This is a genomic window from Bdellovibrionales bacterium (genome assembly GCA_016716765.1).
Lineage (GTDB): Bacteria > Bdellovibrionota > Bdellovibrionia > Bdellovibrionales > UBA1609 > JADJVA01.
This window is the reverse complement of record JADJVA010000009.1, coordinates 14320-29116: the sequence shown is the minus strand read 5'-3', so window position 1 is coordinate 29116 and position 14797 is coordinate 14320. Positions and strand designations below refer to the sequence as shown.

Genomic DNA, 14797 nt, shown 5'->3' with positions numbered 1-14797 from the left:
GCCAGAAACCTGCAGAACCCGCATTGAAAGCTAAGGCACCGGCCTGATTTTTTCAGCGCGTCAAAGGTCTGGTTTTTAGACGCGTGTTCACGTGCTGCATCCCCACCAAAAAGATCTGGCATTCCCTCTCCAATATTGGTTACCATACCGATGGATGATTGCCATTTCTGATGATAAACACTCAAAAAGGACAGCCGAGATGTTGCGGTATGTATTTTCTTTCTTAATTTCGGTATTTTTCTCTCATTACGTCTTAGCAGGGCCTGGTTTTCCTGCGAGCGGAACTTCTGCTGTCTACTCCTGCAAGGGTCCCCAGACCAAAGAGTTAGCTCTCGGTTTTTATCGCACGACCGAAGATGAGATCATGTTTTTGGAGTGGGCCTCAACAAACCCCCAAGATTATATCGATGGCGGACTGTTTTCAGATTGGGGGTATATTGCTGGCATTCCTTCTCTTAGCCGGGCAGGTGATGTACCAAGATTAAGCTCCATCAAGAGTGGCAATCTGGCGCAGGTTGCCTCATTGAAAGCGGGAGAATACAGCGGGATTCTGACATTTTCTGACTCGCCACATTCATTTGATGCACAAACCACTGTAAAGATAATGGCAAAGGAAAAAATGAGTTCAGCACTTGGACAAGGCTTTGCAATTCCCATCGAAACAACCATCAAAAACATTGATGGAAAGGGAGGGGAACTAAAATTGAAAATGAGCTACTCTGAACCCTACCGGATACATTTGAAAAAGCAAGCTGTCGGGCCCAAAAATACCTTTCTCGGGGGTGAGGATTGCTTGCTCAAAGGGTTTAAGAACGACAAAGATATCGCCACTTCAAATAGTCACACTTTCCAATTGCCCGACGCGGGTACAAAACTAAAATATATATGCAAAAAAGAAGCAACGCCAGCCATGGAATTGGAGATCATGGATAAAAAGAACGAAAACGTGACCGCCAAATTCACTTCAATGGTTGGTGAGAATGTTTCAACCGGACCCATTTGGATGTTCTATTTCGGATTGGGAGAAAAAAAGACAGGCGGAGGTAAAAATATGGAGGACAGAACATTTAAATTTAAATTTGATCGCTTACCAACTTTTTCAATAGGAATTCCTCCCACGATTTTTCACGGATCAATTGACGTTTTTGAAAATAAAAAAGAAAATATTACCCTTGATTCAACATTGATAGTCAGGCCATCGCGAAAGCAATTTGTTCCAAAGTTTGGCAGTCAAACCTTGGTAGATACTCAAGCTGTTGTTATCAACAAAAGCAAGGTTATCAGAATTTTCAAATCTGCTTATTCTCCGCAGCTAAAAGCACCAGTATTGCTTGAATGGTCAATAATTGACCTGGTTAAAAATGATCGTGTCCTGAGGCTCGAATGTGAACTTTCCTCGATTTCTGGAACAAAAGTGCAGTCAAAAGTAACAGTAAAAAAGTAGACAGAAGGGCTGCCTTGTTTCAGGGCTTTAAACTCACCCTTTCTTTGATGGTTTTGTATATTTTTTCGGCGACAATTCTATGGCCCTCGTCAGCAAAATGTCTTGGATCTGCGTAGACCTGTGATTTGTGGCCTATAAATAGACAGGTAAAATCAAGAAAGCCTCCAGCACTATCGTCATTTTTGATTTCACTACTTAAGGATGCGTAGGCCTCTTTTGATTGAGACAAATATTTCTCCCAATCGACCTTCCAAACCTTTTTCTCAAAAAATTCCCTTGTGACAGATTCACTTGGCAAAAGATTTTCCTCCGGACAAATTCCCATGATTGGAGCTAGAATCCACAAAAACTCAGCGCCGGCAGACTTTGAAACAGCCTCCATTTGCCTAATTTTGGACATATAAAGCTGATTGTAAGATCTGACTGGATATCCCTGCTGGCGATACCCGACAATATCAGCTTGTGGGCCCCTTATCAGATTTGTCAAAAAAATCGATGTGTAAGGAAGAACGTTTAGAGGCATAAAAATGGTGTCAATCTTTGACCGAGAGATCAGTCGCTTCAGAGCCCAGTGAATTGAAAAATCAAATGCATTTCCCGTGTACTCCAGTTCAGACTGCGCAGGACCGTTAAAGGAAATAACCATATTGGGCCGCCAATAGCTCGTCTCCGTACTTAATCTTAATATTTCCTGAGACACGGTATGGGAAAAGGTCCCCGTATTGAAAACAAAGGTTCGCGAATAACCGAGACTCTTTAGCAATTTTATATCTTCATTTAGTAACCGATTCAGGTGTGACGGCCAAGCACTCGCATTGTCGGAAGCCCCCCAAGCAGATGACGATGATCCTGAAACAATTATCCGATAAATAGAGGGATCAGATATAATTTCGGCCAAATTATATTCTCTTTCAGCTATGTCACTTGAATTTGAAATCAGACCATACTTGTCGGTCAAAAGACCATGTGAAGAATAGACAGCTTCGCCCTGGTCGTCAGGCACAACCGCAAAGACTTCTCCGTTAGCCTGAAAGCGAATCCCCAAAAATGGATCTGGAACAAAATAATCCATTCGCCTTCGGTGAAGTTCAGATTTCCTAAACCTAGAAATGTGATTTTGGTCGCTTATGTCAAGCAATGGAGTGCGATGGTTGATTGATCTTTTACCACCCTGGTTTTGAGATGCCACAAAAAACCAAAAGGCAGAACCAAATTCTACGATGATTAAAACGACAAAAATGGCGGCCAAAAAATTAAGCGTTGCCCATAAATACTTCATATTTTATATCGCGACTCAAATGATTCGCTCCCTAGATAATTGTGGATCTTCTCTACTTACCAGTGATCGAAGAAGTAATATTTGGCTCTGTATAGTCGGAAAGAATCGTATTTAGCTTGGTTATAAAAAATCGTCCAGTTGAGGGCACCCTTGGGTTTCCGAAAGATCCAGTCATGCCAGAAATGGAAAATATTCGAAACTGCTGTTCCGTCATCATTGAAATTCCCTCCTCTAGGGTATAGACATTGCCACCCATTGAGATTCCCTTGGATGAGGCTTCCTTTGAAATCTTTTGCACAGATGCCTTCCACCACTTTTCTGTCTCGTGAGAAGAAGCTTTTTTGAGCCTTTGGTGATTTTTTTTTGCGTCAAACGGCCCAAGCCAAAAAACAATATGACTCTTATCCACTCCATATTGATCTGCTAGCTTAGCAGCTTCTCGCGCAAGCGATTCAATCTGAGCCACTCCGGCAACGCTCTCAATCATAAAGGCTAAAATTTTTTCTCTATCAACGGCAGCATAATCATCTACCGTATTCGCCCTTAGGTTTCTTGAGTCGGGCTCAAGGCCAATTTCTCTCCACCCTCCGTAATAAACATTGTCAAATGCCTCTTTGATTTGCTTGGGAGATTCAATCATTGGAACAACGAGTCCCTTTGCTCCTATTCCCAGATAACCCTGAATGGATACCCTAGATTCATCAGGAATTCTCACAATTGTATGAAATCCGGCTTCATTGGCCAACGCAACAAGCGGCTGAACTTCTGATGGAGAAAACCTAATGTGTTGGTTTTCGATCCAAAGGCCGTGAATAGGCAGCCTGTCAATATCACGAAGATGTTTCATCATTCTAACAGTTTCCTCAAAAGCCCTAATCTCTGCTCCAGTGGCGAGCAAGGTAAACCCCGCCTTTGATGGCCCTCTCTGCTCAAGGATCATTGGCAAGGGAGAAACAAATCCCTTCACTTCCTCAAAAAAAGCCATCCCCCAAGGACCAAATGCCTCCTCGTTGGACGAAGACAATCTATCCAAAGCATAGCTGCTCTGCACGTTTATCAAACAAAATAGAATATAGGCTGCCACATTGATCATACTGATTCTTCCTTTCGTGACAATGAGACCTCAATCGGCTCAAACCGTCAAGTCACTGAGTTTTAGATTTCACCTTCTTCAAACCACCGAGTCAATGTTCCACATTTCGTTTGATCTATGACATTGCCTGAGATTTGATTGAGCCACCAGCTACAAACGCAAAGGACATACGAAAATGACTCGCGGTAAAGACTACCTGCCTAGCCGTTCATACGTCACCCGAGCCATCACGCTTTTTTATTATTTAAAAGAGGCGGACCACATCCACATACTATACGGTGTCTTTGTGCTACTGACCTCATTGATTTTTTTTCTTAGCTTACAAGACATGACTGTACCAACATTTTATCAGGCACGAGATATTCATAGAGCCGCTGAATGGTGGAATAACCCAGTACTTCATGGACCCGAATTTACCTATGGTGGATATATTCCTGGCCCCCTCTACTATATTCTTGCTTCAATTCCTATCGAACTTGGGGGCGGGTGGTGGACCCTCACGCTCATTCGACTTACGATGGCCGCTCTTGCCGGATATGTGATTTGGTATGTCGCCAGACATTTTTGGGGAAATCTTGCAGGTTTTTGGTCTTGGCTACTTTATCTAAATTCTACTTCGGTCAGGAGAAATTCTATTCCAGATTGGAATGCCTCTTATCAGCAGCTTTTCAGCGTTCTTTGTGTGCTCTTGGCATTCCTTGTCTGGGTCAATCGAAAGCCTTCCAAGCGATCAACATACTGGTACCTATTTTGTCTTATATGCTCTCTCGGATGCCAGATTCACTTTAGTATCTCCTTTCATATGGCTCTTGCAATTTTTATTCAGTTATTTGGTCCATTCTTTAGGCTGCCGCGCCTCAAGCCTCTCAGCTTTTTCGCCGGAATTCTCATCTTTATAATGCCAATGGGACCTTTTTTGATTTGGTCCCTTACAAATTCTCAAATTAATTCTATTACGACAGTTTACGAAAGATTTCTAGGGCACGCTAATCTCTATGTACCCTCACCAACAGTGACGGATTTTATATACAATTTTCTAAAGGGCGTATGGACGACCTTTGGTACCTCAAATTTCTTTTTTCTGTTCAGTATTTCGACGGCCGTAGTTGGTTTCGTTAGTATAGGGCTTAATTACAAAAGATTTCAAAAGCATCTCGTTCTTCAAACGCAGACAAGATTCCTTATTCTCGGCCTCATTTTTCTCATCGGTACTGGATCAATTTTTTGCACCTATCCGTATATGAATCGATATCTCCTTCACATGCATTTATTTATGGTCATCTTTGTTGGCTGTTTCTGCGCAGCCCTCTTTAAACTTTTTTTCAAAGAAACTTCAAAGGGAGGCGAGCTCTCTGTTTTTGCGGGATGGATTGCTTTAATAAGCTTGGTATTTGGAGAGTCCTCTCTCATTGAGAAAGAAATGATGATACTTCTTGTGATTGGCATCTTCTCAGTTCTGGTCCTATTTGTTTTGAGAGGGCGCCTCTCAAACACGACAGCCGGTATCCGAGCCATTTATCTGGTCAGCATAACTGCGGCTTTCGGATTGTCCGCTTTCAGCCTTGAACGTGCTACGTATTTGGAGTTAGAGGGCCCCGTGCCACTCAATGCAGAGAAGCGGATTTACGCCCATACATCGGCAAGGGCAATTCGCTGGGCATGTGCAGCTATCAAGCAAAGGACAGGATGGACATCAGATGACATTTTGGAAAGGCTCGCAACAATGCGAATTAAAGAAACTGTTGATTTTTCTGAAATATGTAAATCTACTGATAAAATCTCGGTAGACCCTTCTTCTCTAAAGGCCATGAATGTTCCTTCGGGATATCTTTTTTTTAGAGAGCGACCAGGGTTTAAAGATAACAAAGATGACATTTTCAAGTGGATTGCTGAACAGAATCTTCCATTTGAGCTCAAGAGGGATATTTTCTCAAATGAAATTACATTGGACGATCCCATTTTTAATTTCGGTGTTGTTCTAGTTCCCTATCGCTTACTGAGTGCTAGCAGCTCAATTCGAAATTTTCACAACCGAGCAAGATCTCCTCGGTTAGATCATATGGATCAATTTCTAATTGAAAATGATCGGGCTACTCAGTCAGGGGTAAATGTCAATTCCACGATACAACTCTCAAAAAATAAATACTTACTTATCTGGAGCCTTTGTGAAAATGTAAATCCTGGCTTTTGCCGAGTAGGCGTAGTTCTCGATTTCGCAAACAACAAGTATGGAACTGTTGAGTTTTTTGGGGCCCCTTTAAATCTTGGAAATAATTCGTTGGGTCCCGTATCTGTTCAATGGATTGACTCAAAACTGCAAATTTCCTGCGGAAAATTGGGAACGTACCAAATACCATTGCTCAGCAAAATCGGCAACGCAGAGTCTATTCCAAAAAACGACTCATTCATGGCTCCTATGAAGCTTAGGTTTGAGAATCCCTGTCCCGCACGCGCCACCAGTTTGAAGTTTGAAGTTGCTAACACTCTCATCACAAAAGGAAAGACTCAAATTGCGATTACCGGTGACAATCGATTTGTTGATCTCAAAAATGATTAAAATCTCCTCGATCGTAACAGGCGATACTTTTGGAGCGCATTTATGATGACTACCAAAAAGCCATCGACAAAACTGGTGGAACTTTGGGCACACACTCAAATGAAGTCGACTTTTTCTGGGCGGACGCGCCAATTTCTCATTTTTCTATGTCTGTTTGCCGGTGGCACTTTTCTATTTTACCTTACCAAAGATTTTGCCACTCTTTATATCTACCAGGAACGCGATCTTGAACGTTCATTCCAACTACTGGATAAACATTTGATATGGCATGGCCCCGAACTAACTGGAGGGGGATTCCTCCCCGGAAATCTCTACTATTTACTCCTTTCAGGCTTTTTGTCGATAAATCGAGATTTGATATCTTGTTGGTATGGAATGCTCGCCATGGGTTCCCTCGGGGGAGCTACGGTTTGGCTTTTTCTCAATCGTCGGTTTGGTTCAACCGTTGGTATTCTGTGGCTCTTGAATTACTTTGGTTCTCCTTTTAATTTTATCGTCCTCAGTTATTTTTGGAATCCCAGCTTTTCCATTCTATTTGTTTTGGCAGCTCTTTGCGCCATAATCGAGACCTTTGCCTTCTCAGGATCTCTATGGAGTCTAATATTTGCATTTACTTTCTCTGTCCTGACTGTTCAGCTACATTTAACCGGCTTAATTCTTGTTGGCCTGTTATTGTTTCTACACCTGTCGGCCCGACGCTTTGGCCTCAAAGAGATCTCAAATCGAAATTTCTATACGGTCTTTTTGCTTGGCCTAATTTGGTTCCTTCCTTATATCGTTTTTCGACTTTATTACTTGAGAGATAGATATCACGCGACAGCTAGCGAAGGTCGAAAAACAAACTGGATCAACTTTCAGGTTAATGAAATTATCGAATCTTGGACTTCTCATCTCAATATTCATGGAGTAACCTCGGGCATTTTTGAACTGGGATTGAACGTGTGGATCTTTGTACCAATCTCCCTTCTTCTGTTCCACCCCTTCAAATGGATATGGAAAAATCAAATTCATTCGGTCAAAATTCAAAGAGATCAATCCCGGGTTAACGCAATCCTATTGGTGACACTTGCCCTTTCAGCAAGTGTGGCAGCACCCATTTTCCTTTCAATTGGCCTTTTTTCAAAATTTCGCTACGGCATTGTCTTTATGCTTGCGCTCCAAATAGCAACCTCTATTTGGATCGGATCTTTTCTAAAGAGCCACTTTTCGGCGAATCGAGTTCAAGCACTTAAGTGGGGATTGCCAATTTTTTCCTCGCTCTTCTTGACCGGAATACTGACATATTTGTATGTACCGAGATATGTTGAAAAGCGACGTGCCTACGCGCCATCATTTTTTAACCTTCGAGCGGCTCTTCAATACGTCCATGACCAAACCTGCTGGACCCCCGAGCAAATGACGGAAAAAATTTTCTCCATTAACATTTATAGCTTCATCTCGTGGCAACTTCTGAACGAAAAAGAGTGCACCTACAAGACCCCAGATAAGAAATTTAAGAGCGCCATTTTTTTGATTCCACGTAAAGACCGTTCAAATTCGAAAAGTATTCTTGATAGACTCGATGCGATTAAGGAATTCAAAGAGTCCCGTCTCGAAAGAGTATTTCTGAAAGATATCGAAGACGGAAATTTGGAATTGGAAAGATTCGCGAGATTTGGAAACCTGCAGGTCATTCTCGTGAGTGAGAGAATACCAAATTCGGCTCCTATTCGATTTCACAACACAGGATACCCGTATTCAAAGTCTCCACTGGAAAATCAGTTGAAAAATGCCTTCAGCGTGGCCGACCTAATCGTGCGTGTTGAACCAAATGTACTACTGGCAAAGACCTCCTCCTGCGATGGCCAACCTGGTTCAGATGTTTCATATTGCCACGCAGGATTTCTATTGAAGTTAAGTCCTTCACTTGAAAATTCTGAAGTTTTGACTGTTTCGATTCTTGGTGAGGCCTTGTCTCAACCTTCATTTTGGATTGATCCACAACGAACTTCGGCCTGGATTGCTCCATTTGTTGAGTTTAAGTGTCGAGAACGAATCTCAAAAATACTATTAGCCGAAGCTATAGGATTCAACCGAAGACAGGGTTGGAAACTCCTCAATTCAACGGTACTAGCTCCATTTTCCAAGGCAATTGCAGTTCCATGTCCCAAATCTCTGACCGAAATTAGACTGGGTGCAGAAGCTCGGTTTTTTACGTCTCCATGGCAAGAGACGCGATGGCCGGGTTTTCAAATCATCGTTCCTCTTGAAAACGCCAAGTCCCTCCAAGCACTCGATCCAGAAAGATCATCGATATGAAAAATTCACTTGTAAGTCGTTTTAATTCGATAGTGGTTAGTGTGATTTCAATCGGAGTCCTTGGACTTAAGGGACAATCATTTGCCAGCACTGTGGAAAAGTTCAATGCTGAGATGGAGCTTGAAATTTTACGAAATAAAAAGACACAAGTCCACCGATTTAAAATTCCTCGATTGTACATTGAAGATAATTTGATCGACCTAATTTCCTATTCAGAAAATATTGACGATTCCCTAAGGTCGGAACCCAGAGGATCACCATTTTCAACAATTGACAGAGATACTCTCGCACTTCGCAACAATTTGGCTTTAGAGATTCTCGATAGAGTCGGAAAGGAAATTCGTGGAGGGATATCCAAAGATACGGCTCTTGAAATTATGGAAATTGCCTACAATCATTCGGTTGTGGGAATAAAAATGCTAGATAAGTATGATCCGATTGATTCCACAATCAAGATGAGAAGACATGGATTTTGCTATGGTCGCGCCGATTATGTCTATTTTCAATTGAGAAAGCGGGGCCAGAACAGAAACGTGGTCCTTAAACTATTTCATGTGGGAAAAATTGCAGCCGATCCAAGCTTCGGTAGACCTTGGACTCACCATGTCGTGACTATTGCCAAAAACAGAACGGGAGGATGGCTAGCTATTGACCCATTCTATCGGTTTGTGGGAACCCCGAAAGAGTGGTATGAAAAGAACTTGTCCTTTATCAATAATCGATCTTCCGTTATTTATATTGGAAATCCGGAGAGAATGTTTGTCTTTGGCGGCACTCACACATTCCCTGCAATAATGGACCAGACCTTTCCAAGCGCTAAGCTCGGAGCAGCTAAGACTGAAGCAAATGAAAAGCATTTCAGCAGGGAGTCCAGACCTATAAAGGACAAATATGTAATGGAATATTTTTCAGACTACTTCAAATCGCTCGATAAGGAGGGGCCTTTGGCAAGCCCATTGGTTTGCCAACTATATGAAATCTGTCCCTCTGGAAAATGAGGATTAAACTTAAAAATTTGGGATGTATTGAAAACTCAGCTCAAGCCAAGCTTCTAAAGTTGGGGACTATTTGATTCTCCCTTTTTCAAAGGATAAAAGCTGGCGGGTGATTGCCGATCTCGCAAGAAGAAGAATAAGACACGGAGTCCAAATCCACTGCATTTCATTTATGATCACGACCAATCCACGCCAGGAGAAAAAGCGGATTCCTATTGGCGAAACCTCAATGGGCCTCCAAGAAAAAAAATAGCGGGCTAAGGAGTAAGGAGAAAAAAATGCGACTCCCAAGCCTCCGTTTGTCATAGCATCAAGTACTCCGTGCGAAACAGCAGAAATACCTAGAAAACATGCTATGTTGATCTGGTAGGGTTTTCCCATCTTAGCCAAGGCTAGGGCACTAAGAGCAAATGAAAATAAAATTGAGTGCGTCAGACCACGGTGACCCCATACGCCACCGTAAGGAACATGTAAAACCCAACCTAGGTAGTCAAAATCAGGAATTATAGGGAGAAAGCACATCCAAAAGATAAATTTCCTATTTTTTCTGACTGACTCTGGAGCCAACTGAGATAGGGTATAGCCAACAAAAGAATGGGTGAAAACGGTTGCCATTTGAACTATCCAGTTCAAGAGTTAGGAAACGAAAATCTCAGGGCTTCAAAGCCATCGAATAGCCAACAAAAGCCATCCCTGATGATCTCATTTTATTCTAAGATATGGAATAGATTGCAATTGTGTCAATAGGATTTCAAAATTCAATGATGTAAACAGCCACTTTTCGATGTTACTTGAGGCCTTTCAATGTGATTTCATTTTTTTCCAAAATATCTCGGATCTATTGGGTGAGTTGGATTTTTCTCGCTGTGACTTTCGTCAGCCTTGAGCTTTACTTTTCTAAGAGCCTCTTCCCGGTGACGATCGAGCAAATACAATTGAAAAATTCTGATCGGTCAACCGTATCAATCTTTCGGAATGAGAATAATGAAAATCCAAATATGGTGGCAGTTCTCCTTCATGGCAAACGATGTAGCGCCCAATTGATGGCGCCACTTGCTCGAGTCTTGGCCATCAACGGAATTAGAACTTATACCTTTGATTTCCCTGGGCATGGAAAGTCCCATTTTTCAATGATTTTCCGATGTAATATTCCCGGATTAGAATTGCCCATTTGTCACAAGAACAGGAGCGACATTGACATCGGAATTTCCGTTGTCCAGGCCTTGATTGATCGAGAGAATCTTTCCAATAAGAAAATTGTATTCATTGGCCATTCCTTTGGAGGCGGAAGGATAGGTCACTCTCTCATGAATTCTCCCCAGCTTTCCAATATAGACAAAGGTTTGATTAATTTGGATGGAAATGTAGCTGGGACCATCTACCGGGGACCAAAATTACTGACATTGCACGCCAGGACAAAACAACCCTCGTCTAACTTTGGAGAGCAGATTCAATTAAACATCTCGCATTTTGACATGATCATCAATTCGGAAGTGGTTGAAATAGTGTTAAATTGGATCAACAGAAATTGGAAAGGAGCATTTGAAAATTCAGAAAAATCGACTGCATTCCACTTGTCTGTTCCAGTGACCGCAATGCTCACTCTTTTGATATTGATTTTTATGACTTATGGCCTAATTCCTAAGCTTGGAGAAGGCCAACCAATTAAATATCGCATGAGAGTATCAGCCTTTATAATCCTTTTCTTTGCCTCTGCGGTCTCCGCTTTAATCATTCGATTTGGAGTTGAATCGATCACGTTTTTAAAATTACACAATACGAGCGAAAGTTTATATTTGATCTACCTCATCTTCCTAGGATTGTGTTCTATTTCCATTATTTCAGTTGTCTCGAAAACAGAACTTAAAATGAAAAATCCTAATTACTTCTTAAAGGCGATTTCAATTGGAATTTTGGCATTTTTGCCACTCGCTTTGTTTGCAGCTCCCTACGTTGATCACTATTTATTTCACGCCTCTCTTTCAGAAACTAGGATACTACGTTGGGGGTCATTTAGTTTTTCCTTTTACCCCCTGTGCTTCGTCACGCGACGACTCACCATCAGTAGAACGATTTTACAGTCGTACCTACTTCGTCTAGGTATTTGGATATTCCTGCTGGCAGTTTGGTTCCTGCTTCAGCCTCCACGTGACATCAACAGACCTCCTTTGGGAGATCTTCTGCAATTCTTCTCATGCCTTGTCATCATTGAATTTTTCGCAGCGAGGTTGGAGAGAAAGGCAAACTCAATAACCAGCTCTGCAGTCTTTGTGTCTCTCGCACTTGCCTGGATTGCTGCAGTCTTTTATCCATTTTACACGACGTAATTTAACCTTGAGAAGTTTAAGTAAACCTACAGTTTACGAGCACCAGAACACATCTCATTCAAATGCGGACTGTAGCGCAAGACAAAACCTTCCGTTCGACTGACCTCAGTCGGAGATAGAAATCTTTGAACTTCCTTTAGCAAAGCAATGTAGTTGAGAAAATCCACCTCATTTGGCGGAATGCCAAATTGCCTTTTGTATTGATTAAAAAAATCGCAGCTATTCTTCTTGAGCTTACTCTCCGGAATATCCGAAGACAACGTCTCTCCAGACGCATGATATCTACGAACTGGTATTTTTGAATCTTCCTCACCGGGCTGCTCGATAGAGTAAAGAGGCTGAAGTTCATCGAGGGACAGGTTGGCAAATAAGTCCAAATCTGAAGTCCACTTTTCTATACGAGGTAAATAGAATATACCCCTTTCCGAACTGAGCATGATCGAAAAAAGCTGCCGCAAAGAGAAATAGTCAGTTCCTGAACTAAGATAGATCGGGAAAAACCCTTTTATTTGAGTTATCTCAAAAAAAAGCTCGGTAGAATTTCTCAACCTTGTACCCAAAGCTTCCCTATCATTTGTAAACGGGAGGGAAAAAATAATCGGGTGACCAATCCCTTTCATGGCCAAGCTCAATCGAGTACTCTGCTTCAGCTTTGAGATGGATGTCCAGTTCACATCTATTTGTGGTTCACAGGTTCGGTCAACCGAAAAACCAAATTTTTCAAGGCTTGGTTTGATTTGAGAATTGGCGAGCCTAAGTGAGGCAACATCTTTGCATTCATTTTCCTTTTCGAAATTTGCAAGAATTCCGCTCTCAATTTCTGGGTCGTCAGGATCCTGAGTGTTAACTTGGAAAGAAAAAGGCCAACACGTGGATATGGGATATTGAATTGTATGCGCAAATCCAAATCGTAAATTACAATCGAAGGTTTTATTGCCCAAAGCATCTGTGACATATTTGCCATGTGGGCGAAGAGCTTTTGCGACTAATTCACTCATCTGTCTGGTAAATATTTTCCCGCTCGTTCCAAAACTAGGCCATGTCAAATTCCAAATTACAACGTCATAGCTTCCCGGTTTAACCGTTGAGAGATAGTTAAGCGCATCCGTATTGATCGCATTAAATTGACTATTGGGCCAAGAAAACCCACCTTCTTTACCAACTGTATTAAGGAAACTGATATCCTCGAACAATGAAAAACTGTCGACAACGTCAACCAATATATCCGGCCTTGAGGTTCGCTTAAAAAGATTCTCCAAACGGGTCAAGGTTAAATGATTTCCAATTCCAAGTACTAGGATATTCTTTGTGCTAGTTCCAACCATCTCCTCAGCTACAAGAGAACGTATGACGTCATGGAATTTGAAGAGAGCAATGTTATATCCACCTAGTCCGAGTCTCATTCGTGTTGACCTGAAATAACTAGCGATATATCCAACCTCGTGGTCCTTACGAGAAAATATCCTAAAATTTAACAATTGGTGTCCCTTGTGCCTATCGAAACTAAAGACTCCGTCTGATCTGAGCGCTAATTCCTTTTTAGAATCTGACTCCTTAAGATCGATATCAAAAAATCGCAGCCCCTGGCTAACCACCCTGTGGTCGAGCCACCCCAAGAATGGTTGGAATGATATCATCAAGACTAGAACTAAGGCGGCACCGCGGACCCAAATATTCTTTTGAAAGCAGCAAATCACGAAAGTGAAGATGGTCGTCATAACCAACTTGCTATGAATCGTTAGGTTACCTAAACACGCAAGAAAAAATAAAAATCCAAGAGTGTTCCCAAGGGTACAGAAGAAAAGATTATTAAGCCCCCTATTTTTTCTCTCTTGGAGAGGAATGATCGCCGCAAAAATGATGTAAGGCAGCATCAAAAATACCACGCTGGAAGAGATCAATAACTGATAGTTATTGAATGCCAAAGGTAGCTCTCTCGAAAAGGCCAATGGGTCGAAAAAGAAACGATTTCCGACCCCCCCAAATAGAAATTCCAGGACCATGATGAACAGAAATTCAGCGACGAGAACGGCTGAGGCGACGGATCTAATTTTTAATTTCTCTAGAATCTTCTGAGTTCTTATGGAAAGTCCTAAAAAGAGGAAAGCGCAGAAAAGATAGATGGCAAACTTGATTTTCAGTGGATACATAAAAATATGAAGAATGTCGAAAAAAATGGAAACATATAAACCTGAGACAATCCCTCCAGCCAGTGTTTCAATGTTTTGAAATACCCCAAAATCTTTTGTTGAAACTTTCCTTCCTCCATCATCGATTTGTCCCTTAAGAAAGCACTTTCTGGCCAACACGAGAAGTGTGATAAGTGCAGAAAGTAAAATCAGCGAATAGTCGTAACCGAGCACGGGAAAAAAGCCAACCCAGGCGACCAATACCAAGAGGTTAGCTATATTTACGTAACGATATTGATTTTTAAAAAGACCAACTCCGTAAGTCGCCCTTTGCAAGAGGGTGCCTGCCCAAAATAGAGCCATCGCGAAAAATGCGAGAAGTCCCAAGCTCAAGGGTGAATTCTTAAGGGCCAAACCCAGGATGGAGTCCAAATTCCAACCAAGAATGGCAAATCCGAAAGCAAAAAATGAGAACACATAAATCTGAAGATTGGTTAATTTGTTTGGGATTAGGCCTGCAGTCATACCGAGATAAAGAACAAATAGAATGTAACTTTCCCGATTGTCGATATCACCAAAGACAATGCTGAGGATGGGAAGCGAAGCCAATTGCAAGCCAACGATCAACACAGCAGCTAAAAGGGTAATTATGAGCCGTCCGAGGCTAATTGACAT

At 41.8% G+C, this 14797-nt stretch carries 9 protein-coding genes; 5 read left to right on the top strand and 4 right to left on the bottom strand.

The annotated features are described in order from the left end of the window. Positions 1 to 199 precede the first annotated feature (199 nt). Positions 200 to 1444, top strand: coding sequence for a hypothetical protein (locus IPL83_06595; protein ID MBK9038811.1), 1245 nt, complete (start codon positions 200 to 202; stop codon positions 1442 to 1444). Positions 1445 to 1463: 19 nt separating this feature from the next. Here IPL83_06595 and IPL83_06590 read toward each other — a convergent pair whose 3' ends face one another. Then, complete coding sequence (locus tag IPL83_06590; GenBank protein ID MBK9038810.1) at positions 1464 to 2723, bottom strand: hypothetical protein; 1260 nt, start codon at positions 2721 to 2723, stop codon at positions 1464 to 1466. Positions 2724 to 2775: 52 nt separating this feature from the next. Continuing rightward, a complete protein-coding gene (locus IPL83_06585; GenBank protein ID MBK9038809.1) occupies positions 2776 to 3816 on the bottom strand; it encodes a hypothetical protein in 1041 nt (346 codons plus the stop codon). Positions 3817 to 3991: 175 nt separating this feature from the next. Between IPL83_06585 and IPL83_06580 the strand changes: the two genes are divergently transcribed. The 3 genes from IPL83_06580 to IPL83_06570 are packed head-to-tail and all read left to right on the top strand — an operon-like array spanning position 3992 to position 9669. Continuing rightward, the gene (locus tag IPL83_06580) at positions 3992 to 6373 is read left to right on the top strand and encodes a hypothetical protein (protein ID MBK9038808.1); all 2382 of its coding nucleotides are present in this window, start codon (positions 3992 to 3994) and stop codon (positions 6371 to 6373) included. A gap of 42 nt (positions 6374 to 6415) precedes the next feature. After that, the gene (locus IPL83_06575; protein MBK9038807.1) at positions 6416 to 8671 is read left to right on the top strand and encodes a hypothetical protein; all 2256 of its coding nucleotides are present in this window, start codon (positions 6416 to 6418) and stop codon (positions 8669 to 8671) included. Beyond that, positions 8668 to 9669 (top strand): hypothetical protein, encoded by a 1002-nt coding sequence (locus tag IPL83_06570; GenBank protein MBK9038806.1) that lies wholly within the window; start codon positions 8668 to 8670, stop codon positions 9667 to 9669. The genes IPL83_06575 and IPL83_06570 overlap by 4 nt, the downstream gene beginning before the upstream one ends. 66 nt (positions 9670 to 9735) lie before the next feature. Here the strand turns inward: IPL83_06570 and IPL83_06565 are convergent, their stop codons facing one another. Continuing rightward, complete coding sequence (locus IPL83_06565) at positions 9736 to 10281, bottom strand: metal-dependent hydrolase (protein MBK9038805.1); 546 nt, start codon at positions 10279 to 10281, stop codon at positions 9736 to 9738. A 191-nt stretch (positions 10282 to 10472) separates the two neighbouring features. Between IPL83_06565 and IPL83_06560 the strand changes: the two genes are divergently transcribed. Beyond that, a complete protein-coding gene (locus IPL83_06560; GenBank protein MBK9038804.1) occupies positions 10473 to 11993 on the top strand; it encodes an alpha/beta hydrolase in 1521 nt (506 codons plus the stop codon). Between the two features lie 26 nt (positions 11994 to 12019). On the opposite strand, the gene IPL83_06555 is transcribed toward IPL83_06560, so the two are convergent. Then, entirely contained in the window at positions 12020 to 14797 is a 2778-nt protein-coding gene (locus IPL83_06555; protein ID MBK9038803.1) for a hypothetical protein, read from the bottom strand.